Below are 26,528 nucleotides of genomic sequence, written 5' to 3' on the forward strand. Positions count from 1 at the left end.
GTCGTGCCGGCTAGTTCGAGGTCGACACGCCCGAGCGGGCCGCGCAATGGTCAGGCCTTGTGTCGGCGGGCCTCGTTCACCTCGCGCGCGACCGCCCACCCGTCGGCCACCGGGCCCAGGTGCGCGAGCTTCTCCGGGTTGGTCACCGCACGGATGGCCTGGACCCGCCCACCGAGCACGTCGAGCGTCATCGCGCTGCCCACGTTTCCGTCCCGATCGCGGAGGATCGCGCCGGGCTGGCCGTTCAACTGTCGTGGCTCCACGGTCACCTCGACCACGGACAGCAGCGGGAAGTTCGCCGCGAGCACGCGGGCGACGTTGTCCGCGCCGATCACACCCTTCGCGAGCGCGGGCGCCTTGCCTCCGCCGTCGCCGACCATCTGGACGTCCGCGGCGAGCATGTCCCGCAGCCCGGCGACGTCACCGTCGCGGATCGCGTCGAAGAAGCGCGCCGCCAATTCCTGGCGTTCCTGACGGTCGGCCTCGAACCGAGGCCGACCGTCGTCCATGTGGCGTCGCGCCCGGGCTCCGAGCTGGCGGCAGGCCGGCTCGGTTCTGCCGACGATCGAGGCGATCTCGGGAAATCCGAACCCGAACACGTCCCGCAGCACGAACACGGCCCGCTCGAGCGGGCTGAGCCGCTCAAGCAGCAACAGCGCCGCCATCGACACCGAGTCCGCCAGCTCCGCCGAGCGCGCCGGATCGTCGTAGCTGTCGGTGAGCAGCGGTTCGGGGAGCCACTGCCCGACGTACTCCTCGCGCCGGACACGCGCCGAGCGCAGCACGTCGATCGAGATCCGCGTGACCACGGCCGAGAGGAACGCCTTCGTCGACACGGGCCGCGACGGGGACGACTCGTAACGCAGCCAGGTCTCCTGCACCGCGTCCTCCGCCTCCGCCACACTGCCGAGGATCCGGTAGGCGATCGCGAACAGCAGCGGCCGCAGGCCCTCGAAGTCCTCGTCCCGTGTCATGCGAGCTCTTCCTTGAACCCCTGCCGCCACGACGGGTAGCGCAGCTGCCAGCCGAGCTCGCGCTTCGCTTTCGCGTTCGAGAAGGCACGCCCCTCGGTCATCGCCCCCGTCATCATCGGGCCGATCAGCAGCCGGGCCAGCCACTTCGGGATCCGCCGCGGCGGTTTCGCCCCGGCGCACTCCGCGAGGTACGGAAGCCATGCGCTGATCGGCGCCGGCTCGTCGTCGACGATGTTGAACACGCCCGTCGCCTTCTGCTCCACAGCCAGGACGGTAGCGCTCACCGCGTCGTCGACGTGGATCCACGACACGTATCCGGTGCCACCGCCGACGAGCGGGACCATCCGCTTGCGCACGAACCTGACCTGATCGTCGTGGGCACCCCCGCCGTAGAACCCGCCGTAACGCAGGACCACCCCGCCGGCCTTCACGACCACGTCCTCGAGGTGGCTGATCGCCTTCGTCCCCGCGATCACCTCCAGCGGGTCCTCCTCGGTCTTGACCCAGCTGCCCGTGCGGACGCCGTTCATGCTGGCGTGGCCCTGCGCCACAACGTGGGAGACGCCGGTCGCCTCCGCCGCGGCCAGCAGATGGTCGATCCCCTCTGTACGCAGCCGGTTCGTGGTGGCGAAGAAACGGTCGGCCTTCCTCGGATTCATCGTGCCCGCATGCGCCTCCGACAGCCCCGTCATCTGGTGCACGATGACGTCCGGACGGGCCGATGCCACCGCCTCGCCGACCGCGGCCCCGTCGAGGCCGTCCATCACGACACCGTCGGCGCCCAGCTCCTGCAACGATCCCAGTTTGGCCGAGCTCGTCGTCGTCGCGGTGACCTCGTACCCACGGGCCACCAGTTGCGGCACCAGACGCCGCCCGATGACCCCGGTCCCGCCTGCCACGAACACTCGCATAACCCCACGCTCCTCATCCGGCACCGATTCTCGTCACCGAGACGAGGCAGCTCGGCAGCGTGTGACATGCGGGCGAAGCTGGGCTCAGCGGCATGCCGAACGGTCAGACGAAAGGCGCAGGACGACGACACCGATGCCGACAGCGAACGCCACCACGATTCCCATCGCGATCCAAAGCCGGACGCCCCCGTACAGGAGCACGAAGACCGTGACTGCTCCGAACGCGAGCGCCGTCAAGCCGAACAGCACCGCCACGAGCAGAACGACCGGCCTTCCGCGCCGACCTGCTCGAGCCACTGGTTCCGGCATTCCCCCATTGTGGGTGCGCATGCGACAGGCCGTCGCATGCGGGTCACCGGATCGGGCAACGGAGTTCATCGGCGCCGCTCCCAGTCCATCCTGGTGAGTTCGTACTCGACTTCGCCGTGCTCGGAACCTTCGATCGCCTCAGGCCAGTCGCTGCTGAAGCTCCGTAGGAACGACAGGCCCGCCTTCTCCATCACCCGCCGGGACGCGGTGTTGACCGCCATCGTGTTCGCGGTGATCCGTTCGACCCCGAAGCCGGTGAACCCGTTGTCGATCAGGGCGCGGGATCCCTCCGTGGCATACCCGTTGCCCTGGGCGGCCCTGTTCAGGCGGTAACCGAGTTCGACGACAGCGGCGTCGTGCTCGTCCAGCGGGCGGAACTCGAACCAGCCCAGGAAGACTCCTGTCGTCTTCTGCTCGGCGGCCCAGTAGCCGCGCGTGCCCGAGCACGGGTAGACGCGTAGGAGCCGTGGCAGGGTTCGCGCCCGGATCGTCTCGCGGCTGGTCGGCTTACCACCGTTGATGAAGCGCATCACCTCGGGATCGTTGTCCAGCGCGAAGAGGTGCTCCACGTCGTCCTCGGTGAACGCACGCAACACCAGCCGATCGGTTTCCGAGAAGACGTGCACGGCACGATCCTCACTGCCGGACCGCAGTGCCCGCCACCGGATATCGCGCCAGCCGCGAGCGAGGCATACGTCCGCGCCCAGGCCGCCGAGCCGGACAGCCCTCCGTCGGCAGCGACCCCGTGTGGTCAGCCGCGACAGCGTCGCGAAAGCGACATAAAAGTGATTTTGCGGTTGAAACCGGCCTTCTCCACTACGGTGTCGCTGCCCGAGTGGATCTGTACAAGCCGGGCAATCAACACGATTCATCTGTCATCAACTGTGGAGTCATCTATGACGGCACCGAAACGGGGACTGACGTCGGCACCGAAACCGGCGCGGACACCGGCACCGATGCAGGCTCCGAGGACGGCTCCGAGAACGGCTCCGCAGATGGTACGGACACCGGGACGGAGGCCGGGACCGAAACCGGCGACGACGCGGGCACCGACGCCGGGACCGAGAACGGCACCGAGGCCGGGACCGACGCGGGCGCGGACGCAGGCACGGAGACCGGGGCCGAGACCGGCGATCAGGCCGGCAGCGACGCCGGGACCGAGTCCGGAGCCGAGGCCGGCAACGACGCGGGCTCGGACGCCGGCACGGAGGCCGGTAACGACGCCGGCACCGAGAACGGCGAGGAACTGCCCGACACCGGTTCGCCCGGGCAGACCATGATGATGACCGCGGTGGCGTTGCTCGCCGTGGGCGGGGTCGTGGTCACCCTGCGCGCTCGGCGCGGAACGGTCTGACGCACGACGAACGAGGTGTGCGGTTGGTCGCGTACGTCAGTGCGCAACCAACCGCACATCGTCGTCGGAGCAGGACGTCGAGCGCGGCCGTTTCTCAACGTCCTCGACCCTTCGTGGTGGAGTCGCTCGGCGCAGAAGACGCGCCCGAGAAATGATCAGGTGACCGAGCTCCGCCATGCCCCAGCAATCCGTCACCTGATCATGTCCAAATAGCGGTCGGAGAACGATCAGGTGACGACGGCACGTGGAATCGCGCCGCAATGTCACCTGATCAACTCTGAGCGCCGATCATGTCGACGGCGCTCGTAGCGATTTCGAACCGCCGGCCGGGTGGTCGACGTGATCGTCTGGTCTGTGGGCAGTCGGCGGTCGATCGCCCAGGCAGCGAGAGCGCAGAAGGCGAACCCTGCTCCGAGCAGGCTGGAACCGGCCCATCCTGCGGAAGCGAACACGGCCGTGGTGGCGGCTGCACCGAGCGCTGAGCCGACCGAGTAGAAGACCATGTAGCCGCCGATGACACTGCTGGCGAGATCCGGGTGCGCCGAAGTGAGACGGTGCTGGTTGCTGACATGCGCGGCTTGGACCGCGAAGTCGAGCACGACTACGCCGGCAACGACGAGCCACAGCGCCCACGGAAGCTGCGCGATCGCCACCCACGAGGCGACGAGCAAGACGAGCGCCACACCGGTAACCGGGTTCGCACGCCCCGAGTCCGCCCATCGTCCGGCGCGCGCCGCGCCGATCGCTCCGGCGAGTCCTGCGATGCCGAACAGTCCGATCTGCGCCTCACTCAGATACCACGGCGCACCGGCCAAGGGCAGCGCCATGCCACTCCACAGCGTTCCGAAGGACGCGAACAGGAAGAACGCGATGAGCCCGCGAGTGAGGAACAGCCGTTCCCGGAACAGTCCGCCCAGCGCCGCGACGACCCGCACGTACCCTGCCGAACGTTCGGTCCGTTCGTCCGCGGGCAGCACCGCCAGGACGAGGGCGGCGAGCCCGAGCGCGAACACGGCGAGGACGAGGTAGACGCTCCGCCAGTCCCACACCTCGGCGAGCCAGCCAGCGAGGACTCGTCCACCGAGGATGCCGACGACCACGCCCGAGGTCACGACGCCGATGTTCGTGCCATGCTCGCCGGGCGCGGACACGGATGCGGCAAAGGCGACCGTGGTCTGCACCACTACCGCGAACACGCCGGCCATCGCCAGCCCGACGAACGCCACCCATGCCGCATGGGCCGCGGCCGTCAGGATCACGCCCACCGCGATCAGTGTCAGGTGCACGGCGATGAGCCGACGCCTGTCGACCGCGTCGCCCAGTGGCACCAACAGCACCAGCCCTGCCAGATAGCCCACCTGTCCGGTCGCCACGATCCACCCGGTGAGCTGTGCCGGAACACCAAGATCGCGACCCATCGGCTCCAACACCGGCTGAGCGGTGTAGATGCTCGCCACCGCGACACCACACACCGCCGCGAGCAACAGCCGTCGCCACGCACCCATCACGCCACCCCATTCAGTAGCACATTGCAACTGACTGGAACCTACGGCACAATGGTTTCAATCTGCAACTCATGAGGAAGGGTCATGTCGCGCACCGCCACGGGCACTCCGGAGTCCGGCTGGACCGATCCCGACTGTCCGGTCGCACGCACGCTCGATCTCGTCGGCGACCGATGGAGCCTTCTGGTCATCCGTGACGCGATGGACGGCGCACGATCGTTCACCGAGTTTCAGCGCCGCACCGGCATCGCCCGCAACATCCTCACCGACCGGCTCCGCAAGCTCACCGCCCACGGGCTCCTCACCCGGCACACCGCACCGTCGGGTCGGCGCCAGGAGTACGTGCTCACCAACGCGGGCCACGACCTGTTCCCCGTCGTCGTCACGCTGCGCCAATGGGGAGAACGCCACGCCTTCACCTCCGGCGAAGCCCATTCCACGCTCATCGACCAGCACGGCGCGCCGGTGCCCGAACTCGCACCGACCAGCACAGACGGCACCGCACTCGACGCCGATACGACCCGCGTGCAGAAGGCACGATAGGAAACCGCGACCACCGAAATCCGCTGGTCCGCACACCCGCCGGCTCCGGAATACGGCGTGCATGGAGACAAGAGAACTGCCCGATGACGGCCTCGACGACACGCAGGTCGTGGGACGGCGCCGGATCGCCGACGTCGTCCCAGCGTTGCAGCGACCACGCGTACCGGCTCGCGACCGAGATCGGTGCCCTGCAGGGGTGCGGAACTACTCGTTACTCCGCGGATCAACCAGGGGCTCGTCCGCTTCCTGGCCGCCGATGGCGATCACGATTCCCACACCGAGCAGGTGATCGCGCAGGTCCGACGCTCCGGCGAGGCGCGGTTCGGCGCCACGACGTGCAACGGGATGCGCGCGATACACATCCCGGTCGTCAACAGCGTACGTGGCGATCGGTGGCAGGTGCCGGACGCTCGGGGTTCATTCATCCGTCACGTAGGCGCACCAGGCGGCGTCACCGGGGAATACCAGGCTCGGAGCGACACGCCGTCCGCGGACGAAGGGATCTACAGTGTCCGAGACCGAGCACCCGGCCGTCAGCCGCCGGCGCATCCTGCAAACCTCGGCGATCGGGGCCGCGAGTGCCGCCGGCACGTTCGCGACCTCCGGCTCCGCGTCGGCGGCGCCGGACGAAGGGGTGGTCCGGAACGCGCTGCGCTTCAACCGCGACGGCCGGTTCACGATCGTGCAGTTCAACGACACCCAGGACAACCACACCACCGATCGCCGCACCATCGAGCTGCAGGAGGCGGTGCTGGACGACGTCACGCCCGACTTCGCACTCATCAATGGCGACGTGATCAACGGCGACATGTCGAGCGCCCGCGAGGTGAAGCAGGCGATCAACAACGTCGTCATGCCGATGGAGCGTCGCGGCGTCAGCTGGGCGCTCACCATGGGGAACCACGACGAGGACAGCGCCGGGCGCACCGGCATGACCGAGGCCGACATCCTCTCGTTCATCCGCCGGTACCGGCACAACGTCAACAAGCCCGGGGCGGACGTCACCGGGACCGGAAACCAGGTCCTCACCGTACGGTCCGCTCGCGGCAACTCCGACAGTTTCGCCTTGTGGCTGCTGGACTCCGGACGCTACGCGCCGGACGAGATCGCCGGGCAGGACTTCACCGGCTACCCGACGTGGGACTGGCTGCGGTTCGATCAGGTGGACTGGTACTGGCGCACGTCCCAGGAGCTCGAACACCGGCGGCGCACCCCCGTCCCGGGCCTGGTCTTCCAGCACATCGCGCTGTGGGAGCACCGGTTCATGTGGTTCGCCAGCGTGGACGCACGCAGCGATGCCGACCACGAGCGCGCCGTCGCGACGCACGGCATCGTGGGCGAGCGCAACGAGGACGAGTGCCCGGGGCCGTTCAACTCGGGCATGTTCAACGCGATGCTGCACCGCGGCGACATTAAGGGTCTCTTCGTCGGCCACGACCACATCAACACCTACGTGGGCAACTACTACGGCATCGAACTCGGATACGGCCCGGGGACCGGCTTCGGCACCTACGGCCTGGGCGGGACGGACGACCACCGGCTCCGCGGCGCCCGCGTGTTCACGCTCGACGAGAACGTCGACGGTGTCTACACCGGCAGTAAGGCGCTGTTCGCGAGTGACTACGGCATCGACCTGACGAACGAGCGCCGGCCGAGCGACCCACAGCCGCTTCCCCGATACGTCCGGTAAGGAGGTGCTGCGCTCGGTCGACGAGGCCGCAGTAGTCGCGTGGGTCGAGGATCGGCACTACTACGCCGCCAGCCAGGAACGGAACCTCTGATCGAGCCCGGTTCCACGGACCACACAGGCTTAGAGCGTTCTCATCACTTGATCACAGCGGTCTCATGACGCGGCGACACGGTGGTCACCGGTTGTCCACCACGAACCCCACCGCCAGGAGACATGATGACCGCCACTCTCACCACGATCACGACAGTCGCCACCGCCGAGACCGAGCAGGCCGCGGGCTCGTCGCTGGAGCCACGCAGACTCGCACGGGCGAAGCGGGCGTTCACCACACGCAACGTGGTGCCGCTGCACTCCGGTGACGACGCCGGATGGTCCCTGCTCTCCGGCGTCGACGTCTGCCCACGGCCGGGTGATCTCGTCCTGGCCGAGGTGACCGAGCTGGGCCAGCACGCCCGGCTCGAGCGCCCCGACGGCAGGCGGGCCAGGCTCTACGCGGGAGACGAGATCGTCGTCGCCTACGGCGCCCGGTATGCACCTGACCAGTTCGAGGGGCTGGTCCCCGCGGACCTGGGACCCTGTGACCTGCTCGCCGCGGGCGGGGTCGCGGGCACGTACACGGCCAAGTCGGAGGCCGTCGACGAGCCGACCCGGCTGCAGCCGCGCGGGATCGTCGCGTACCGGGACCGTCGGGTGTCGCTTCGCGATTGGGCGCCGCTCGGTGCGGCCGTGCCTCCGCGCCCCGGGGTCCGGCGGGCGACCGTGCTCGGCGTGGCGGGCAGCGCGATGAACGCCGGGAAGACGACAGCGATGGCCGCGCTGATCCATGGTCTGACCGGCGCCGGCCTGCGGGTGGGCGCTGTGAAGGTGACCGGCACCGGCGCGGGCGGCGACCTGTGGCACTACCGCGACGCGGGCGCGGCAAGCGTGCGGGACTTCACCGACGCCGGGTACGCCACGACGTACCGGGTGCCGTTGGCGGAGTTGGAACGGATCACGACCCAGCTCCTCGCCGACGTCGCCCACGAGGTCGACGTGGTGCTCGTGGAGGTGGCGGACGGTCTGTTCCAACCGGAGACGTCGGCGTTGCTGGCCTCCCCCGCACTGCGGGAGCACCTCGACGGCGTACTCTTCGCCGCCGCGGACGTGCTCGGCGCGTACGCAGGGGTGAGCTGGCTGGGCAGCCACGGCCACGACGTACGCGCCGTCACTGGCGCCTTCACCGCCTCGCCGTTGGCGCTGCGGGAGGCACGGCACCACCTGAGCGAGTCCGTCATGGACTGTGGCCAGCTGTGCGAGCCCGCCCGAGCCACCGGACTTCTACCCCGCAGTGTGCGGGAGTCGCTGTGACGGATCGGCAGCTGCCCCGTGTTCTGGCGCCGGGCCGGACGTCGGCGATGCTCGCCCTGGTCGGCGACGGGCTCGGACAAGCTGCGTTGGCCGTGGTCAGCGGCCTCGCGGTGGGTAGGGCGTTCACGGCGCTGCAGAGGCCGGCGCCGCCGGTGGGTGAGGTGATGCTGCTCGCCGCGGCCGTGGCGCTCGCCGGTCTCGCGGTGGCGGGACTGCGCGCAGCGGAGAAGGTGCTGGCCGAACGTGTCGGGCAAAGCTACGTCCACGACCTGCGGCTGCGGCTGTTCGATCACGTGCTCGCCTCTCCGCCGCGGGAGGTCGCCCGGCGCAGCACCGGGGGCACCGCGCTGCGCTTCACATCCGACCTGACGGCGTTCCGCCGGTGGGTGAGCCTGGGGCTGGCGCGCCTGGTCGTGGCGGTGCCGCTCCTTGCAGCCGTGCTGGGGTTCCTGGCCTGGATGGCCTGGCCGCTCGCCGTCGGCACGGCGGCAGGTGTGACGATCGGCGTGGCGGCCTACGCCGCGATCAGTGTCCCCCTGCGGCGCTCGTCCCGCAACGCGCGCCGCCAGCGTGGACGGATGGCCGCCGACGTCACCGAGCGGATCGCGCACCTGCCCACCATCGCCGCGAACGGCGCCCAACGACGCGAACGGCATCGCATCGAACGGCGCAGCTCCCGCCTGCAGCGCGCCGAGGTGATCCGCAGCCGCCACGTCGGCGCCCTGTGGGCGGCTGCCGAGGGCGCTGCCGGGCTGGCGATCGCGTCGTGTGTCGTCGCCGCCGCCCTGGGCGAGGTGCCGGCCGCCACCGTCGCCAGCGCCCTGGTCGTGTTGACCGTGATCCTGGTCCCGCTGCGGGACCTGGGGCGCGTGCACGAATACCGCGCCACCTACCGCGTGGCCCGTGACCGCGTGAACGAGATCCTGTCCCGCCCGACGCAGCCCGCACCCAGCGGCCACCTCCCCGGCGAGGGTGGACAGCTCCGTCTGGACGGCGTGTCGGCCGGCTGCCTGCACGACGTTTCGGTCACCGCCGAGCCCGGGCAGGTGATCGCGGTTCACGGCCCGAACGCGGCGGGCAAGTCCACCCTGGTGCAGCTCCTGTGCGGCTTGCTGCCCCCGGACCGTGGCACCGTCCGTCTCGACGGCGTGGAGGTCTCCAGCGTGCCGCCGCGGGAGCTGCGCGCGGCGGTGGGGGTGGTCGGTCCCGACTATCCGCTGCTGCGCGGCAGCGTGGATCGCAACCTGCGCTACCGGGTTCCGGACGCCTCGCCGGTCGAAGTCGCGCGGATACGCCGGCTTGTCCGGCTCGACGATGTGCTCGCCGAGCTCGACCAGCGTGAACACACCCGTGTCGGCGAGCAGGGCGCCGGACTGTCCAGTGGCCAGCGGGTCCGGCTGGCTCTCGGCAGGGCGCTGCTGGGCCGGCCCCGGCTGCTCCTGCTGGACGAAGCCGACGCGCACCTGGACGCCGACACCGTGGCGGTGCTGCGCGAGGCCGTCGACACCTTCGACGGGACCGTGGTGTACGTGTCGCACTCACAGCAATCGCATGACGCCGCCGACGTGGTGTGGCGCGTCGCCAACGGCACCGTGACCGTCAGCGCACCGCGGGTTCCGCCAGCTGCGCTGAGCCGCTAGTCCGTTCCACCGTCTGGTCCGCCACCGGCACGTGCGGCGCCGGCTCGTGCGGCGCCGGGCAGGCGTCGACGGTGCGTCCGGGCAGAACCGGCGCAACCCGCGTCGGGATGGCTGTGCGGCCGTAACCCGGCCGCTGTACGGACCAGTGCGGCAACCGCAGCGGTGTGACGTCGTGGCGGCCAGGCGATCACCGTGGTGACGTCCGGCGCGTCCGTGACGGGCACCGCGACGTGTTCGGGCCACTGCCAGGCACGACTCGAGGCTGGGATCACGAGCAGGGTCTTGCCGAGCGCCACCAGCTGAGCGAGCTGCGACTGCGTGTGCACCTCCGGCCCGGGGCCGTCCGGATACGAGCCGTCGAGCCGGGGCCACCGGGCGATCGGCAGGTCCGGAACGTCTTGGACCTCGGCGAGCGTGAGCTGGTCGCGTGCGGCGAGAGGATGCGATGCGGGCAGGATCGCGACCTGGCCCTCGACGCAGAGGTCCTCCGTGTCGAACCCGGCAAGGTCGTCGAAGGGGCGGTGCATCAACGCCACGTCGGCCCGGCCCTCACGGAGCAGCCCAGCCTGCTCACCGACCTCGCACAGGAGCACCTCGACCGGTGTCGCCCCTGGCTCGCCGGCATGCGTGTCGAGAAGCTCTTGCAGCAGTTCGTGTGAGGCACCGGCCTTCGTCACGAGCACCAGCGGCCGCGTCGGACTTCCAGCACGCCGCGTCCGGCGCGCCGCGGCCGCCACCGCGTCGAGCGCCGTGCCGGCCTCCCGAACCAGCACCCTGCCGGCATCGGTGAGCGCCACGCCGCGCCGGTCCCGATCGAAGAGCCGGACACCGAGACGATGCTCCAGTTGGCGGATCGCGCGCGACAGCGGCGGCTGGGCGATCCCGAGCCGGTCAGCGGCACGCCCGAAGTGCAGTTCCTCGGCAACAGCGAGAAAGTACCGCAGCTCGCGGGTTTCGAGATCGGCCATGAGCCCACTCTACGACGCTGATACCTGTCGTGTATCACAGCGCACCGGATCGGTCTTGGACGACCAGCACGCGGCTCGCCGAGCATTGATCACGTGAACGACACAAAGACCGCGCTCGTGACGGGCGCGAACAAGGGAATCGGTTTCGCCATTGCGCAAGACCTCGGGACGGCCGGCTTCAGAGTGGCCGTGGGCGCCCGTGACGACGCACGCCGCGAGGACGCCGTCCAGCGCCTGCGCGCCGACGGTGTCGACGCGTTCGGGGTCGCGCTCGACGTCACCTCCGACGACAGCGTCGCCGCGGCGGCAACGGCCATCGAGCAGGCGGCCGGACGGCTCGACGTGCTCGTCAACAACGCGGGCATCGGTGGCCGGACCGACGACGGCGCGCAGGATCCGACGACACTCGACCTGGACGTCGTCCGCGCCGTACTCGACACGAACGTGTTCGGGGTCGTCCGGGTCACGAACGCGATGCTCCCGCTGTTGCGCCGCTCGGACTCGCCGCGGATCGTCAACATGTCGAGCGACATGGGCTCGCTGACACTGCAGACGGGGCCGCAGCTGGCGGCATACGCGCCGTCGAAATCGATGCTCAACAGCCTCACGGCACAGTACGCCCGCCGACTCGCCGACACGAACATCATCGTGAACGCGGCCTGCCCCGGCTACGTCTCGACCGACTTCACCGGCCACAACGGGTCCAGGACGCCCGAGCAGGGGGCCGCGATCGCCACCCGGCTCGCCAGCCTGCCCGACGACGGCCCGCGGGGAGGCTTCTTCAACGACGAGGGCCGCATCCCCTGGTGACCTCGACGGACGGAGGGTCGCCCCAGGCCGAACGCCGTTCTCGACCGACCGGGCCGGCCGTTATAGCGACCGGTGATCCACCCCGGCGGACAACCCCTGCTGTGTACGTTCTGGCACGATACGTACGAGCGGCGGGGACGCATCGCTTGCGCCGTCGTCCGCGCCACTGCACCACGACACCGCCCCGGAGGTTCACGATGCACCCGACGGATCACTCGTCGCGCACGTCCGCGGGCGTGCTGACGACGCTCGAGGCGGACGGCGTCACGTTCGGGGTGCAGCACTTCGGCGACACGGCAGCCCCGCTCGTGCTGCTCGCAGGCGGCACGACGATGCTCTCCTGGCCGGACGAGCTCTGCGAGGCGCTCGCTCGCGGCGGACGCCACGTCGTGCGCTACGACCTGCGCGACTCCGGCGCGTCGACGACGGTCGCCCCCGACGCTCCGACGTACACGCTGCGCGACCTCGCCGCCGACGCCGCCGCGCTCGCCCGTCGTCTCGACGACCGGCCGGCACACCTGGCGGGTATCGGCGTCGGCGGAATGGTCGCCCAGGTCGCCACGCTCGACCATCCGGACGCGTTCTCGGCACTCACGCTCGCCGGCACACGCCCCGTCGCGCCGGGCCCGGTCGACGACGACCTGCCCGACCACGACGCGGCGACGATGGACCGGCGGTTCTCGGTCCCGCTGCCCGACTGGTCCGACCGCGCCGCCGTGGCCGAGTTCGCCGCCGCCGGCGCGGAAACCCTCGGCAACGACCCCGCCGCGGCACGCGCGACCGCCGAGCGCGTCTTCGACCGCACCCCGGGCACGGAGCCCGCGGTCCACATGGCCAACCAGCTGGGCATGGTGTTCGCCACGCTCGACTGCACACCGCGCTGGCGCGAGCGCCTCCCCGAACTCGCGATCCCGGCGCTCGTGGTGCACGGCCGCCGCGACCCGTTCTTCCCTGTCGGCAACGGCGAGGCGCTCGCGCGCGAGATCCCCGGGGCACGGCTGCTCGTGCTCGAAGACGCCGCGACGGCGATCCCCGGCACGGCGTGCGACGAGGTCGCCGCGGCGATGCTCACGCTCTGAACGCTCACGATTGCGGTAGCCACAGCAGGGACGAGCGCCGTCCTGTCCGGCCCGCCGGCGAGGATGCCGTCGCGCGGCTTGCATCGACCAGACTGCTGATCGAGTTTACGCTGAAGCGATCAAACGAGCAGTCGAGGTGGACATATGCGGGAGTCGGGCGCGGACCGGCGGCAGCGAATCCTGGCCATGGTGGAAGCGCGGGGCGAGGTACGGGTCACCGAGCTCGCCACCGAGCTGGACGTCTCGGTCATCACCGCGCGCCGCGACGTCGAGGACCTCGCGAGCATAGGCAGGCTCCGCCGGGGCCACGGTGTGGCGCGGTCGCTCGTGCCGGTGCGGCAGGCGCCGGTGGAGCCGAGCAGGGGCGTGGTCGCCCTGATCGTCCCCGAGCGCCATGCCTACCTCAACGAGGTCGTGCACGGGGCGCGTGTCGCGCTGGAGGCGGCATCCGTGCGGGTTGTACTCCACCCGGCGCCGCAGGTCGCGGGTGCCGAGCGGCCCATCGTGCAACGCGTGCTCTCCGGCGAGGACGTGAGCGGGCTGTTGATCGCACCGCGCTGGCGCACCGCGGCGGACGAGGAGGCCGACGATCACTGGCTGGCCGAGACCAACGGGCCGCTGGTGCTGCTGGAACGCGAACCACAGACAGGCAGTGCCCTGCGCTCGAGGGATTCGGTGTACACAGATCACTGGTATGGCGCGGATCTGGCGGTGGAGCATCTGGCATCGCTCGGGCACCAGCGGCTGGTGCTGGCCGCGCGGGACGACAGTCCGACCGCCCGGGCTCTGCGCGCCGCGTTCGCCAAGGCGTGCCAGGCGCGGCCCCAGATCCAGGACTGGGCCGTGGTGCTCAGCGCGCCGGACGCCGCGGCCGATCCGGCCAACACCCCGCACGAGCCGCCGCTGGCCCACACGATGCGCGATCGCGGTGCCACGGGCGTGATCATGCACGGCGACATCGACGCACTGATCCTCGTTCAGCAGCTGGCCGAAGCCGGGCTCGCCGCGCCCCGGGACTACTCGGTCGTCGCCTACGACGACGTCGTGTCGTCGCTCGGCAGCCCGCCGCTGACCGCGGTCGCGCCGGCCAAGGCGGAGGTGGGGCGGCTCGCAGCCGACCTCCTGCTCGAACGTCTCGGCCGCGGCCCGGCGGCCGGTCCCGCGCGACGGGTGGCGGTTCTCCCCGAGTTGAAGGTGCGCGCCTCCGCAGACATGAACGTTTGACCGAGTTAACCGAGGCCATTGACCGTAATTCGTTCAGTTGATCAGACTATGGGGTATTCGCTTGTGAACCGCAGGAGGCGACGGATTGCCCGCAACGAGCCGCTCCGTGCTCACGACGAGCCTGGCCGGACGTCACGTGAGCCGTCCACGCGCTGCGCTCGCGATGACCACCGACGCGGCATCGGCCGTCCTCGACGAGGCCGCCATGCAGGCACTGCGCCAGGTGTGCGACCTCGCCGACAGCGTGCTCGACGACTTCAGCGTCCCCGACGCCCGCGAGACGCTGCGCGACGTCCAACTGCTGATCACAGGCTGGGGCTGCCCGCCCCTGGACGTCGCGGTACTCGCCGGTGCACCCCGGCTGCGTGCCGTGGTCCATACAGCCGGGTCGGTCCGCGCGCACGTGACCGCGGCGTGCTGGGATCGGGGCATCGAGGTGAGTTCCGCAGCTGCCGCCAACGCGGCGCCGGTGGCCGAGTACACCGTGGCGATGATCCTGATGTCGGGTAAGCGGATGCTCGATCGTGCCCGCGAGTACCGGGCTGGTCGCGTCCGTGACGACTGGCTGGCTGTGCCCCGGCATGTCGGCAACTTCCGGCGGACGGTCGGCATCCTGTCCGCCTCGATGATCGGCCGCCGGGTGATCGAGCTGTTACGCCCGTACGATCTGCGGGTTCTGGTGCACGATCCCTATGTCAACGCTGCGGAGATGGCGCGGCTCGGGGCCGAGGTGGTCAGCCTGACCGACCTGTTCGCACGCAGCGACGTCGTCAGTGTCCACACACCCCTGCTCCCGGAAACGCGTGGGCTGGTCGGGCGCGAGCTGATCGCATCGATGCGTCCGGACGCCGTGCTGATCAACAGCGCGCGTGGCGCCGTACTCGATCAGGACGCCCTCAGCGAGGCGACGGCGGCTGGGCGAATCCGCGCGATCCTCGACGTCACCGAACCGGAGGTCCTGCCACCCGGCCACCCGCTGTGGGACGACGACAACGTCCTGATCACCCCGCACCTGGCGGGTTCGCAGGGCAATGAATGGGGCCGGCTCGCGGAGATGGCCATCGCCGAGGTCACCAGGTGGTCATCGGGCGAGGGATTCGCTCATCCGGTCCGGCGTGAGCAGATGCGGACGATCGCGTGAAGCCGCCGTACGAGGACCGGGCGCTGAGTCCGTACACCGGCTACACCAGAGACCACTGGGTCGCCGCCGCAGACGGACTCCTGGAGGCCGCATGGCGGTGGTCCACCTCAGGCGGGGCACTGCTCGACCTGCCGGGGCCCACCTCCGCCAACGGTGCCCGCTCGGACGGCCTCGAAAGCTTCGCTCGGACGTTTCTCGCCGCCGGGTTCCGCGTTGCCGGGGAAGCCGGCGCGGACCCCCACGGTTGGCTGGACCGCTACGCACGGGGCCTCGACGCGGGTACCCGCACACCGGGGCGAGACGACACCGAGTCGTGGCCACTGATCCTCGACCACCACGTCGCCGGGCAGCCGATGGTGGAGTCGGCCTCCGTGGCGCTCGGGCTCCGGCTGACCCGTCCCTGGCTCTGGGACGCCCTCGACGAGCGCGTACGGGACCGAATCGAGGGCTGGCTCCGGGGTGCGCTGCGGCACATACCCTCGCCGAACAACTGGTACCTGTTCCCCTACACCGTGGCCGGGTTCCTGGAATCGGTGGGCCGCGGCGACGCCGAGACCGCGCGGGCACGTGACCGGGCGCTGGAACTGCTCGAAGGCTGGTACCGCGGGGACGGCTGGTATGCCGACGGCGACGGTCGCTCCTTCGATCTCTACAACGGCTGGGCGCTGCACCTGTACCCGGTGCTGGACGCCCATCTCGCCGGAGTGCCCACGGCACTGGGGCCGCGGTTGCGCGAGCACCTGAAAACGTTCGCGCTGTGGTTCGGTAGCGACGGCAGTCCCATCCATTTCGGACGATCGTTGACCTACCGATTCGCCGCGGCAGCTGCCGTCGGGCTGGGCGCGATCACCGCGGACACCCCGCTGCGACCAGGTGTCTCCCGACGTCTGCTCAGCGGCGCACTGCGGTACTTCGTCGACCGCGGCGCCGTCGACGAAGACGGGCTGCTGAGCCTGGGCTGGCACGGTCCACACAGACCAACCGTGCAGTTCTACTCCGGGCCGGGATCGCCGTACTGGGCGTCGAAGGCGTTCGTGTGCCTGCTCGCACCACCCCAGCACCCGCTGTGGACGGCGAGGGAGGAACCCGCGCCCAGCGAAGTCGCCGACACGGCGCTCGCGCTGCCCGCGCCAGGACTGTTGCTGCAGTCCACCGCCTCCGACGGTGTGGTCCGGCTGCACAACCACGGCAGCGACCACGTCCGGCCGCACGAAGCCGAGGCGGCCGATGGTGACGACCCGCACTACGGCCGCTTCGCCTACTCCACCCACACGGGCCCCACCACCCGGGACAACGTGGCGGACAACCACTTCGCGATCGTCGTCGGGGCAGTGCGCAGTGTGCGCCGGCGGATCCATCCGCTCGGCGCGGGCCAGGGTGATGGCTGGGGATGGGGCGCGTCCTGGCATCGTCCGATCTTCGGGCGCGGTCCGGTGACCGTACCGAGCCTGCGTGTCGAGAGTGTCACCGTGGCTCGCGGGCACGACGAGGTGCGGGTGCATCGTGTGGTCGGCGCTCCGCCAGGTGCACGCGCCGAGCAGACGGGCTGGGCGAGCGGCCCCGGTGAGTCGGTGCTCCGCCCCCTGGCTGGCTGGAGCCAGCAGGATGAGGTACGTGCTCCGCACGGCACCGCCTATGTTCCGTGGGCCGTGCTCCCGCGTCTCAGCGCGGACGTTGTTGGCACAGAGGTACTGGCCGCGCTGGCTGTGCTGGGTGCCGAGCCCGGCGATCCGGTGGCCTCGGTCACCATCGACGGGCTCGAGATCCGCTGGCCGGATGGCTTTGCGGTCGCGATCCGGTTCGACCCGCTCGATGTGGTCCCCGGGTGAGCCGTAGGGCCGCCCGTGCCGGAGCACATCCACGGAAGGGCGACCCCGGCACTGGCCCCGTGGACGCTGAACGTGCTGTGCCTCATCGGACAGCCGTCAGGCCGAGTCCCGGATGACGAGCTCGGTGGGGAGAATCAGCGGGGTCGGCCGCTCGCCGTCGATGAGCCGGACGAGCACCCGGGTCATCTCTTGCCCGAGTGCCTCGATGGGCTGGCGGACCGTGGTGAGCGCCGGTTGGGTGTGTTGCGCCGTCACGATGTCGTTGAACCCGACGACCGCGATCTCGCCGGGCACCTCGTGACCACGGTCGCGCAGCACGGTCAGCGCGCCGGCTGCCATGGCGTCGGAGGCGACGAAGACCGCGTCCAGGTCGGGATGCTCGTCGAGCAGCTGCGCCATCCCCTTCGCTCCGCTGCCTTCGCTGAAATCGCCGTTCGCCACCCGGGTGTCGGAAAGACTGGCCAGCGCCATCGCCTCACGAAAGCCGAGGTAGCGGGAGACACCGACATGCATGTCCAGCGGGCCCGTCACGGTTCCGATGTTCCGCCTGCCCTGCGCGATCAGGTACTCCACGGCCTGGCGCGCACCGCCCCGGTTGTCCGCGTCCACGTACCACTGCGGCGTCCGGTCCAGCGGACGCCCGCCGTGCACGACCGGAACACCGGCGTCCTCGGCCATCGTGGACAGCGGATCGTTCTCTCGCAAGGCCAGCAGCATGACCCCGTCGGCACCCCGGGACTGCAGGATGCGGGTGAGCCGCTCGCGGCCGCGCTCGGAGGCCGCCAGCACCAGCAGCAATTCGAGGTCGGTCTCCTCGATCACGGCGTTCACGCCGGTGATCACCTCGGCGAAGAACAGGTTGGCGAACAGCGCCGGATCATCGCTGGAGATCGCGAGTACGACCGCGCCCCTACGCTGGGTGGCCAGTGAGCGAGCCGATGTGTTCGGAATATAGCCGAGTTCGTCGATCGCCCGCTCGACCGCCTGCCGCGCCTTCTTGCTGACGTGCTGGGCGTTGTTGATCACCCGGGAGACGGTGCCGGTGGAGAGTCCGGCACGTTGGGCTACCTCCTCGAGTGTGGGTGGCCGGTCACTCTTCGTCATTACCGACCCCCTGTTTCGCAGCGTACCCGTCCGAGCATAGCAACTTGTAAGCGCTCACAGTCCGCCCCTGGCGATCATGTCCGCATACCACCGGGCGCTGTCCTTCAACGTGCGCCGCTGCGTGGCGTAGTCGACGTGCACGATCCCGAACCGCTGCGCGTAACCGAAGGCCCACTCGAAGTTGTCCAGCAGGGACCAGACGAAGTACCCGTGTAACGGAACACCCCGGTGGATCGCCTCGGCGCAGGCTCGCAGATGACCCTCCAGGTACGAGATCCGCCCTGCGTCGTGCACCGGCTCGTCGAAGGCCGCGCCGTTCTCGGTCACGTACAACGATTGCGCCGGGTAGTCGCGGCGCAGCCGAAGCAGCAGTTCCAGCAGCCCGTGCTCGTCGATCTCCCAACCCATGGTGGTCCGTGGCCGTCCCTTGTCTCGCATGGCCACGTGCGGCGAGCCGACGTACGGCGAGGCCTTGGGCCCGCCGGGTTCGCTCTCGCTGGTGACCACCATGGGCGAGTAGTAGTTGACGCCCAGGAAGTCCAGCGGCGCGGCGATGGTCTTCAGGTCGCCATCCCGGACGTGCTCCAGGGCGGAGACACCGGCCAGGTCCGCCCGCACGTCCTCGGGGTAGGCGGCGTGCAGCAGCGGGTCGAGGAAGAACCGGTTCTGCATGCCGTCGATGCGCCGCACGGCGTCCCGGTCGGCCAAGGATTCGGTGTGCGGGGATACCTGGGTGAGGTTGAGCGTGATACCGACCGGAGTCTCGCGCATCGCCTGCGCGGCGAGCCCGTGGCCCAGGAGCAAATGGTGCGCGGCGCGCAGAGCCGCGACGGGTTCCCTGCGCCCGGGGGCGTGCCTGCCGCTCGCGTAGCCGAGGAAGGCCGAGCACCACGGTTCGTTCAGGGTGGTCCATCGGCTGACCCGGTCGGCGAGGGCTTCGTGCACGGCAGCCGCATACTCGGCGAACCGGGCGGCGGTGTCCCGCGCGGGCCACCCACCCGCGTCCTCGAGTGGTTGCGGGAGATCCCAGTGGTAGAGCGTCGGCCACGGCTGAATTCCGTGTTCCAGCAGGGCATCGGCCAATCGTCGGTAGAAGTCGAGTCCGCGCTGGTTGATCGGCCCGGAACCGGCCGGCTGGACCCGAGGCCAGGCGATCGAGAAGCGGTACGCTTCCAGCCCGAGATCGGCCATCAGCGCCACGTCCTCGCGGTAGCGGTGGTAGTGGTCGGCCGCGACCGCACCGGTGTCGCCGTTGTCCACTGCTCCCGGTGTGGCGGCGAAGGTGTCCCAGATGGACGGTCCACGCCCGTCCTCGGCGACCGCACCCTCGATCTGGTAGCTCGACGTCGCCGCGCCCCAGAGAATGCCGGGCTCGAAGGTGGTCACGCTTTGACAGCTCCTTCCATGATGCCTCCGACGATCTGCTTGCCGAACATGATGAAGACGAGCAGCAGCGGCAGAGTGGCGACGAGTGCTCCGGTGAACATCAGCGTGTAGTCGGTGTAGTAGGTGGTGGACAGCTGCCTGAGGGAGAACTGCACGGTCGGGTTGTCCGCCTCGAGCACAGCCAGCGGCCACAGGAACTCGTTCCAGGTGGCCATGAAGGTGAACAGGCCGAGGACCGCGGCGCCCGGCCGCAGTGCGGGCAGCACCACGGTCCAGTAGATCCGGAAGGTGTTGCAGCCGTCCACTCGCGCGGCCTCGAGCAACTCGTCCGGAACCGCACGCTCGGCGTACTGCCGCATCAGGAACACCCCGAACGCGGAGACCAGGAACGGCACGATGACCGCTTGCAGTTCGTTCTGCCAGCCGAGTTCCACCATGATCATGTACAGCGGGATGATCCCCATCTGGACCGGGATCATCATGGTGGCCAGGATGATCACCAGCAGGGCGTTGCGGCCGCGGAACTTCAGCTTGGCGAAGGCGAACCCGGCGAGCGAGCTGAAGAACACCACCGAAACCGTGACGACCACCGAGGCGATCGACGAATTGATCAACCCGGTGAGGAAGTTGGCCTGCTCGGCCGCGAACAACCGGGCGATGTTGTCACCAAGGTTGTCGCCCGGCAGCAGCGGTGGTGGCCAGTCGCCGACCACGTCGTTGGTCCGGGTGGCCACCACGAACAGCCAGTACAGCGGGAAGGCCGAGAATGCGATCGCTGCGATCAGGGTGCAGTAGACCAGCACGGGGGATCTGCGCACGGCTATTTCCCCTTTCGCATGATGAGGAAGTTGATCAGGGCGAGGAGCATGATCAGGACGAAGATCATCCACGCCACGGCCGAGCCGTACCCGTATTCGAAGTCTCGGAAGGCCTTCTCGAACATGTACATCGACAGGGTCTGGAACTGGCGCAGGCTGCCGCCGGAGATGGCGTAGCTGCCCTGGCCGAAGATCAGTGGTTCGGTGAACAGCTGCATCCCCGCGATGGTGGACATGATGACCGTGAAAATGATCGCCGGCCGGATCATCGGGACGGTGATATTCCAGAACTGCCTGATCCGGGAAGCACCGTCGACGGTGGCCGCCTCGTACAGGTCCCGGGGAATCGACTGCATGGCGGCCAGATAGATCAAGGCGTTGTAGCCGGTCCAGCGCCAGTTGACCATGGTGGAGATCGCGATCCACGAGGACCATTTGTCCGCGCGCCAATCCACCGCGTCCACGCCGATCAGGCCGAGCATTCCGTTGACCATGCCGACGTCCCGGGCGTAGATCTGGCTGAACACGATGCCGACCGCGGCGACCGAGGTCACGATCGGGAGCAGCACGCCCACCCGGAGGATGGTGAGCCCGCGCAGCCCGTGGTTCAGCAGGCTGGCCAGGACCAGCGCGATCAGCAGCTGCGGGACCGTGGCCAGTACGAGCATGCCCAGCGTGTTGATCGTCGCGTTCCAGAAGTCGGGATCGTCGAACAACTCGACGTAGTTCTCGAAGCCGATGAACGTGCCCGATCCACCCATGCTCCACTTGTGCAGGGAGACCCATGCGGTGTAGCCGAGTGGGAAGAGTCCGAATATTCCGAAGATCACGAAGAAGGGAGCGACGAAGAGGTACGGCGACCACTTCGCGTCCATCCTGCCGAGGAAGTCACCGAGCCGGCGCCGTGGCGGCGGCGTGACATCGCTGTTCTTCCCGGTACGTTCGGCCGTTCTAGGCCGCAGATCAGTCACCAACGTATGTCCTTTGTGAATATCAGATGGGGCGCGGCTTCTCGGTGCGCCGCGCCCCACCGGCCCCCAGTCAGTTCACCAGGCGTTTGGCGTCCTCGACCGCCTTCTTCCATGCCTCGTCCGGGCTGAGCTTGTCCTGCTCCACAGCGACCAGTGCGTTGCTGACCCTGTCACCGATCGGATTGTTGTCCGGGCCGAGGTACACGGGCTGGAGCGCCTTCGCACTCTCTCCGAAGATCTTCCCGACCGGCGCATCGTTGAAGTAGTCGTTGGTGAAGTTCTGCACTGCCGGGTCGTCGATGGCTTGTGGCGAGGAAGGGAAGTTGTTCTTCGACTTGAATGCCGCGATCTGACCCTCGGGGCTGGTCAGGAACTTCACCAGCTCGGCCGCCTCCGCCTGGTGCTCGCTCTGCGTGGGCACGGCGAGGAACGACCCACCACGTACGGCACCGTCACCGGGTACCCGAGCGACGTCCCACTTGTCGGCGTTCTCCGGACCGGACTGCTCCTCGATCGTGCCGAGCATCCACGAAGGGCACGGGATCGTCGCGAACGTACCGTTCTTGAACCCCGCGTTCCACTGCGGACTCCATGGTTCGATGTTGGCTGAGAGTCCGGCTTCGACCATGTCGACAGTCATGTCCCATGCGGTGCGGACGGCCGGGTTGCTGTCGATCACCAGATTGTTACTGGTGTCGTAGTAGGTGTGGTCGCCCTGCTGCATCAGGATGTTCTGGTAGATGCCGTTCGAGGAGTCGAAGAAGTGGGCGCCGGTGTCCGCGGCGAGGAAGCGTTCGCCAGTGGCGAGATACTCCTCCCACGTCGGCCAGAGCTCGCCGACCGCCTTCCGATCGGTTGGCAGCCCGGCCTCGGCGAACAAGTCGGTTCGATAACACATGCCCTGAGCCCCGATGTCGGTACCCAGGCCGATGAGCTTGTTGCCGTCCGAGGTCAGTGCCTGCCGCCACTTCCAGTCCAGGAAGTTGGTTTCCAGTTCGGCGGCCCCGTGGTCGAACAGGTTCACGAAGTGCTGCGGGTTGGCCATGAACTGGCTGAGGATGCCCTCCTCCAGTGCGACCACGTCGCCCGCGCCCTCGCCGGTCGCGATCCACTGCTGCAGTTTGGGCAGGTAATCGCCCAAACTGCCGATGTTCTCCTCCTCGATCGAAATGTTCGGATGTGACGCCTCATACTCCGCGAAGAGCTGCTCGTAGCCGAACTGGCTGAAAGTCTTGATGACCAGGGTTGTCTTCCCTGACCCCGCCGAGTCTCCGGTTTCCCCGCCGCAGGCGCTGGTTGCCGCCAGCGCTCCGGCGAGCGCGGTCGCGAGCAGCGTCCGCCTCAGTCGGACAGGCATGTAGTACCTCCAGTCTCGCCGTCCCGGAAGCGATAACAAGGCAAGATCGCAGGTCGGGACTACCTAAAACACCGTTCACCTGCTGCGACGCTGCGGCGAGTGCCGGTGTTGGCACACTTCGTTCACAAGGAATTGGAAGCGCTTACAGCGCACACTAACCCGTCGCCCCTGTCCTGTGAAGAGGACAACCCCAAGGGAGTTGGATCGAGTGAAACCATTGACACGCCGAGCCAGCGCTGTGACTATGTCGGACCACTGACGCTGCGGCAGGCCGGAACCTGCTACCAGAGAGGCCCGGTATGTCCGTCCCCCTCAGGCTGGCGTCGGCCGGCCTTTCCCTCGTACTTGTGGCCGGACTGGCCATTCCCGCGCATGCTGACGGCTACGAGCGGGTACTCAACGGCACCTTCGACGGTGCGAAGAGTCCATGGTGGAGTAGCGGCAACACGCCGTCCCGGGTCGAGGACGGGCAGCTTTGCGCCGACGTCCCCGCCGGAACCGTGAACCCCTGGGACTCGATGATTGGCCAGAACGACATCCCGTTGGAGGCCGACCAGCCCTACACTCTGCGCTTCACCGCCTCTGCCTCGGTGAACGTCACCATCCGCACGGCCGTCCAGCTTGCGCACGAGCCGCACACCGGCACGCTCGACGGGCAGGTGACGCTGACCGACAAACCGCGGACCTTCGAGTTCACCGGCACCTCGACCGTCGCGACCAGGCACGCCCAGCTGTCCTTTCAGATGGGCGGTGCGCCGCAGCCGTACACCTTCTGCGTGGACGACGTGTCACTGACCGGTGGGGTGATCCCACCCGGCGGTGGCAGGGACTTCGGCACCCCCGTGCGGGTCAACCAGCACGGTTACCTCACCTCGGGGCCGAAGCGGGCGTCCATTGTCGACTCGTCGACGCGGCCGGTGCCGTGGAACGTGCGGGACGGTGACGGGACGATCGTCGCGAGGGGCCGTACCCGAGTGCATGGGGACGACTCCATGTCCGGCGACCACGTGCACATCGCCGACTTCTCCCGGATCCGCGAGGCTGGAAGCGATTACACGCTGTGGGTTGATGGCGAGGTGAGCACGCCCTTCGACATCCTGGACAATCCGTACGACACGCTACGCCGGGACGCGCTGGCGTACTTCTACCACAGCCGTAGCGGGGTGCCGATCGAGTCGAAGTACGTCGGCACTGACTACGCACGGCCCGCGGGACATCTCGGGGTCGCACCCAACACGGGCGACACCGACGTCCCCTGCCTTCCCGGAACCTGCGACTACACCCTCGACGTGCGCGGCGGCTGGTACGACGCGGGCGACCACGGCAAGTACGTGGTGAATGGTGCGCTGGCCGCGTGGCAACTGATGGACCTCTACGAGCGTTCCCTCCGGAACCGTGACTTCGAGGGAGTGCGCGACGGCCTGCTGCGGATTCCCGAGCAGGACAACAGCGTCCCCGACATCCTCGACGAGGCGCGCTGGGAGGTGGAATTCCTGCTGCGTATGCAAGTACCCGAGGGGGAACCGCTGGCCGGCATGGTGCACCACAAGATCCACGACGCGGACTGGACCCCGCTCCCGACCCTGCCCCACGAGGACCCCCAGCCGCGCTACCTCCACCCGCCGTCCACCGCCGCCACGCTGAACCTGGCCGCCGTAGGCGCCCAGTGCGCACGGATCTGGCGGTTCCGAGACCGGGAGTTCGCCGATCGCTGCCACGCTGCGGCCGAGACAGCGTGGAACGCGGCACTCGAGCACCCTGATCGCCATGCTCCCCCGGAGAGCGACGGCGGCGGCCCCTACGACGACACCGACATCCGCGACGAAACGTCCTGGGCCGCCGCGGAGCTGTACGCCACTACCAGCGAGCGTGACTATCTGCGTTTCGTCGACACCGAACTCACGAAGGAAGGCTTCTTCTGGAAGGAGACCGGTGGCCTGGCCGACCTGACCATCGTCCGGCTGCCGTCCCGCTTCCCGCTGCGGGATTACCTCGCCGCGCGCAAGCGGGTCCTCGGGGTCGCCGACGAGTACGTGCGTAACCTGCGGGCCCAGGGCTACCCCAATCCCTCGATGCCGGAGGACGGCGCCTACGCGTGGGGCTCGAACAGTGCCACCACGACCAGCATGGTGATCATGGCGACGGCCTACGACCTGACCCGCAAGCGTTCTTACCGCAACGCCGTGCTGGAGTCGATGGACTACCTGCTCGGCCGGAACGCCCTGAACCAGTCGTTCATCAGTGGCTACGGCGAGCGGGCCAGCCACAACCAGCACCACCGGTACTGGGCCAACCAGATCGACCCCTCACTTCCCACCCCGCCGCCCGGCGCCATGGCGGGCGGGCCCAACTCGGGCCTGCAGGATCCGGTGGCGCAGCAGAACCTACGCGGCTGCGCCCCGGCCACCTGCTACATCGACGACATCGGTTCGTGGTCGACCAACGAAGTGGCCATCAACTGGAACTCGTCCCTCGCCTGGGTGGCGGCGTTCGCCGACTCCGTTGCGAACCGCCCGCCGTGGCGCCCCACGGGAGACGAACGGGCGGCACAGCGCCGGGGCCCGCGGAACCCAGCAGTGAAGAAAGGTGAATCCACATGAAGCGGATGATTCGTCGTGCGACGATTGTGTTCCCCCTACTCACCTTGTTGACGGTTTCGGTCACCCCGATCGCTGCTGCCAGCCCGATCGACCAGACGGACGGCTTCTACGTCGATCCCGACTCCTCACCCGCCACATGGGCCCGGAACAACCCAGACGACTCGCGTGCCGCGCGCATCCAGGAGGAGATCGGTTCCCGGCCGATCGCACGCTGGTTCGGGAACTCCAGCGACATCGGTGGCGTCGTCGCCGACCACGTCGGCAAGGCCCACAGTCACGACAAGCTGCCGGTACTGGTCGCCTACAACCTCCCCGGCCGGGATGCGTGCGGTGGGCATTCGGGTGGCGGTGCGGGCAGCGTCGGTGCCTACCGGGTGTGGATCGCGAGCTTCGCGGCCGGGATCGGCGACCGGCCCGCCGTGGTCATCGTCGAACCGGATGCGCTCGGCGACTTCGCCTGCATGGACGATACGGCCATTCAGGAACGCCTCGACATGCTCAGGTACGCCACCGAGAAGTTCGCGGAGAAGGCACCCAACACGTGGGTGTATCTCGACGGCGGCAACGCCGGATGGGTGGCGCCCTCGACGATGGCGGACAGGCTGGACGCCGCGGGTGTGCACAACGCTCGTGGATTCTCGGTCAACGTGTCGAACTACTACACGACCGATTCGTCGGTGAGCTACGCGAACTCGGTCAACGCCGCCCTCGGCCACTCGGCCCGGTTCGTGGTGGACACCAGTCGCAACGGCAACGGGTCGAACGGTGAATGGTGTAATCCCGCAGGACGCAAGCTCGGCGTCCCGCCGCAAGTCGGCGGAGGAGCCGAGATGCTGCTGTGGATCAAGACACCCGGTAACTCGGACGGCGAGTGCGGCATCGCCCCGAACACACCCGCAGGGCAGTTCGATCCTGAGCTCGCCATCCGGCTGATCGAAAACACCTGATCCACTGGGCCGGGTCCCCGG

The 26,528-nt window shown here is 68.9% G+C and carries 23 protein-coding genes; 12 read left to right on the forward strand and 11 right to left on the reverse strand.

Annotation, left to right across the window (positions count from 1 at the left end; all coding sequences use genetic code 11):
* Positions 1 to 50: 50 nt before the first annotated feature.
* The 4 genes from CLV30_RS00250 to CLV30_RS00260 form a co-directional block, all read right to left on the reverse strand.
* A complete protein-coding gene (locus CLV30_RS00250) occupies positions 51 to 974 on the reverse strand; it encodes an RNA polymerase sigma-70 factor (protein WP_106535192.1) in 924 nt (307 codons plus the stop codon).
* Positions 971 to 1,885: an NAD-dependent epimerase/dehydratase family protein gene (locus CLV30_RS00255; RefSeq protein WP_106535193.1), complete on the reverse strand. Its 915-nt coding sequence runs from the start codon at positions 1,883 to 1,885 to the stop codon at positions 971 to 973. The genes CLV30_RS00250 and CLV30_RS00255 overlap by 4 nt, the downstream gene beginning before the upstream one ends.
* 84 nt (positions 1,886 to 1,969) lie before the next feature.
* Positions 1,970 to 2,140 carry a hypothetical protein gene (locus CLV30_RS26160; protein ID WP_165358380.1) on the reverse strand — a complete coding sequence of 57 codons (171 nt, stop codon included), beginning with the start codon at positions 2,138 to 2,140 and terminating at the stop codon, positions 1,970 to 1,972.
* 119 nt (positions 2,141 to 2,259) lie between these two features.
* A complete protein-coding gene (locus tag CLV30_RS00260) occupies positions 2,260 to 2,820 on the reverse strand; it encodes a GNAT family N-acetyltransferase (protein WP_106535194.1) in 561 nt (186 codons plus the stop codon).
* A 209-nt stretch (positions 2,821 to 3,029) separates the two neighbouring features.
* Between CLV30_RS00260 and CLV30_RS26165 the strand changes: the two genes are divergently transcribed.
* Complete coding sequence (locus tag CLV30_RS26165) at positions 3,030 to 3,548, forward strand: hypothetical protein (RefSeq protein ID WP_165358381.1); 519 nt, start codon at positions 3,030 to 3,032, stop codon at positions 3,546 to 3,548.
* A gap of 263 nt (positions 3,549 to 3,811) precedes the next feature.
* On the opposite strand, the gene CLV30_RS00270 is transcribed toward CLV30_RS26165, so the two are convergent.
* A complete protein-coding gene (locus CLV30_RS00270; protein ID WP_106535195.1) occupies positions 3,812 to 5,053 on the reverse strand; it encodes an MFS transporter in 1,242 nt (413 codons plus the stop codon).
* Positions 5,054 to 5,137: 84 nt separating this feature from the next.
* Between CLV30_RS00270 and CLV30_RS00275 the strand changes: the two genes are divergently transcribed.
* The 4 genes from CLV30_RS00275 to CLV30_RS00290 all read left to right on the forward strand — a co-directional run bounded on the left by CLV30_RS00275 (position 5,138) and on the right by CLV30_RS00290 (position 10,273).
* Positions 5,138 to 5,596, forward strand: coding sequence for a winged helix-turn-helix transcriptional regulator (locus tag CLV30_RS00275; protein WP_106535196.1), 459 nt, complete (start codon positions 5,138 to 5,140; stop codon positions 5,594 to 5,596).
* A gap of 508 nt (positions 5,597 to 6,104) precedes the next feature.
* On the forward strand, positions 6,105 to 7,286 hold the full coding sequence (locus CLV30_RS00280; RefSeq protein WP_106535197.1) for a metallophosphoesterase family protein: 1,182 nt from the start codon (positions 6,105 to 6,107) through the stop codon (positions 7,284 to 7,286).
* Between the two features lie 216 nt (positions 7,287 to 7,502).
* On the forward strand, positions 7,503 to 8,633 hold the full coding sequence (locus tag CLV30_RS00285) for a molybdopterin-guanine dinucleotide biosynthesis protein MobB (RefSeq protein WP_106535590.1): 1,131 nt from the start codon (positions 7,503 to 7,505) through the stop codon (positions 8,631 to 8,633).
* The gene (locus CLV30_RS00290) at positions 8,630 to 10,273 is read left to right on the forward strand and encodes an ATP-binding cassette domain-containing protein (protein WP_129710797.1); all 1,644 of its coding nucleotides are present in this window, start codon (positions 8,630 to 8,632) and stop codon (positions 10,271 to 10,273) included. The genes CLV30_RS00285 and CLV30_RS00290 overlap by 4 nt, the downstream gene beginning before the upstream one ends.
* On the opposite strand, the gene CLV30_RS00295 is transcribed toward CLV30_RS00290, so the two are convergent.
* Positions 10,270 to 11,241, reverse strand: a complete 972-nt coding sequence (locus CLV30_RS00295) for a LysR family transcriptional regulator (protein WP_106535199.1) — start codon at positions 11,239 to 11,241, stop codon at positions 10,270 to 10,272. The two genes, CLV30_RS00290 and CLV30_RS00295, sit on opposite strands and share 4 nt — an antisense overlap.
* Positions 11,242 to 11,325: 84 nt before the next feature.
* On the opposite strand from CLV30_RS00295, the gene CLV30_RS00300 reads away from it, so the two are divergent.
* The 5 genes from CLV30_RS00300 to CLV30_RS00320 all read left to right on the forward strand — a co-directional run bounded on the left by CLV30_RS00300 (position 11,326) and on the right by CLV30_RS00320 (position 17,324).
* On the forward strand, positions 11,326 to 12,051 hold the full coding sequence (locus CLV30_RS00300) for an SDR family oxidoreductase (protein WP_420841943.1): 726 nt from the start codon (positions 11,326 to 11,328) through the stop codon (positions 12,049 to 12,051).
* A 197-nt stretch (positions 12,052 to 12,248) separates the two neighbouring features.
* The gene (locus tag CLV30_RS00305; RefSeq protein WP_106535201.1) at positions 12,249 to 13,130 is read left to right on the forward strand and encodes an alpha/beta fold hydrolase; all 882 of its coding nucleotides are present in this window, start codon (positions 12,249 to 12,251) and stop codon (positions 13,128 to 13,130) included.
* Positions 13,131 to 13,274: 144 nt separating this feature from the next.
* Positions 13,275 to 14,354 (forward strand): substrate-binding domain-containing protein, encoded by a 1,080-nt coding sequence (locus CLV30_RS00310; RefSeq protein ID WP_106535202.1) that lies wholly within the window; start codon positions 13,275 to 13,277, stop codon positions 14,352 to 14,354.
* A gap of 163 nt (positions 14,355 to 14,517) precedes the next feature.
* The gene (locus CLV30_RS00315) at positions 14,518 to 15,495 is read left to right on the forward strand and encodes a hydroxyacid dehydrogenase (protein ID WP_165358420.1); all 978 of its coding nucleotides are present in this window, start codon (positions 14,518 to 14,520) and stop codon (positions 15,493 to 15,495) included.
* On the forward strand, positions 15,492 to 17,324 hold the full coding sequence (locus tag CLV30_RS00320) for a DUF2264 domain-containing protein (RefSeq protein WP_106535203.1): 1,833 nt from the start codon (positions 15,492 to 15,494) through the stop codon (positions 17,322 to 17,324). Before CLV30_RS00315 ends, CLV30_RS00320 begins: the two co-directional genes overlap by 4 nt.
* A gap of 96 nt (positions 17,325 to 17,420) precedes the next feature.
* Here CLV30_RS00320 and CLV30_RS00325 read toward each other — a convergent pair whose 3' ends face one another.
* The 5 genes from CLV30_RS00325 to CLV30_RS00345 all read right to left on the reverse strand — a co-directional run bounded on the left by CLV30_RS00325 (position 17,421) and on the right by CLV30_RS00345 (position 22,960).
* Positions 17,421 to 18,428 carry a LacI family DNA-binding transcriptional regulator gene (locus tag CLV30_RS00325; protein ID WP_106535204.1) on the reverse strand — a complete coding sequence of 336 codons (1,008 nt, stop codon included), beginning with the start codon at positions 18,426 to 18,428 and terminating at the stop codon, positions 17,421 to 17,423.
* Positions 18,429 to 18,482: 54 nt separating this feature from the next.
* Complete coding sequence (locus CLV30_RS00330; RefSeq protein ID WP_106535205.1) at positions 18,483 to 19,814, reverse strand: GH1 family beta-glucosidase; 1,332 nt, start codon at positions 19,812 to 19,814, stop codon at positions 18,483 to 18,485.
* Positions 19,811 to 20,638, reverse strand: a complete 828-nt coding sequence (locus CLV30_RS00335) for a carbohydrate ABC transporter permease (RefSeq protein ID WP_420841944.1) — start codon at positions 20,636 to 20,638, stop codon at positions 19,811 to 19,813. The genes CLV30_RS00330 and CLV30_RS00335 overlap by 4 nt, the downstream gene beginning before the upstream one ends.
* Positions 20,635 to 21,507 carry a carbohydrate ABC transporter permease gene (locus tag CLV30_RS00340; RefSeq protein ID WP_106535206.1) on the reverse strand — a complete coding sequence of 291 codons (873 nt, stop codon included), beginning with the start codon at positions 21,505 to 21,507 and terminating at the stop codon, positions 20,635 to 20,637. The genes CLV30_RS00335 and CLV30_RS00340 overlap by 4 nt, the downstream gene beginning before the upstream one ends.
* A 166-nt stretch (positions 21,508 to 21,673) precedes the next feature.
* Positions 21,674 to 22,960, reverse strand: coding sequence for an extracellular solute-binding protein (locus tag CLV30_RS00345; RefSeq protein WP_106535207.1), 1,287 nt, complete (start codon positions 22,958 to 22,960; stop codon positions 21,674 to 21,676).
* Between the two features lie 299 nt (positions 22,961 to 23,259).
* Here CLV30_RS00345 and CLV30_RS00350 point away from each other — a divergent pair, with 299 nt between their 5' ends.
* Both CLV30_RS00350 and CLV30_RS00355 read left to right on the forward strand, forming a co-directional pair.
* Positions 23,260 to 25,560: a glycoside hydrolase family 9 protein gene (locus CLV30_RS00350; protein ID WP_106535208.1), complete on the forward strand. Its 2,301-nt coding sequence runs from the start codon at positions 23,260 to 23,262 to the stop codon at positions 25,558 to 25,560.
* Positions 25,557 to 26,507 (forward strand): glycoside hydrolase family 6 protein, encoded by a 951-nt coding sequence (locus CLV30_RS00355; protein WP_106535209.1) that lies wholly within the window; start codon positions 25,557 to 25,559, stop codon positions 26,505 to 26,507. Before CLV30_RS00350 ends, CLV30_RS00355 begins: the two co-directional genes overlap by 4 nt.
* Positions 26,508 to 26,528: the final 21 nt, after the last annotated feature.

The organism is Haloactinopolyspora alba (assembly GCF_003014555.1).
Classification (GTDB): Bacteria; Actinomycetota; Actinomycetes; order Jiangellales; family Jiangellaceae; genus Haloactinopolyspora; species Haloactinopolyspora alba.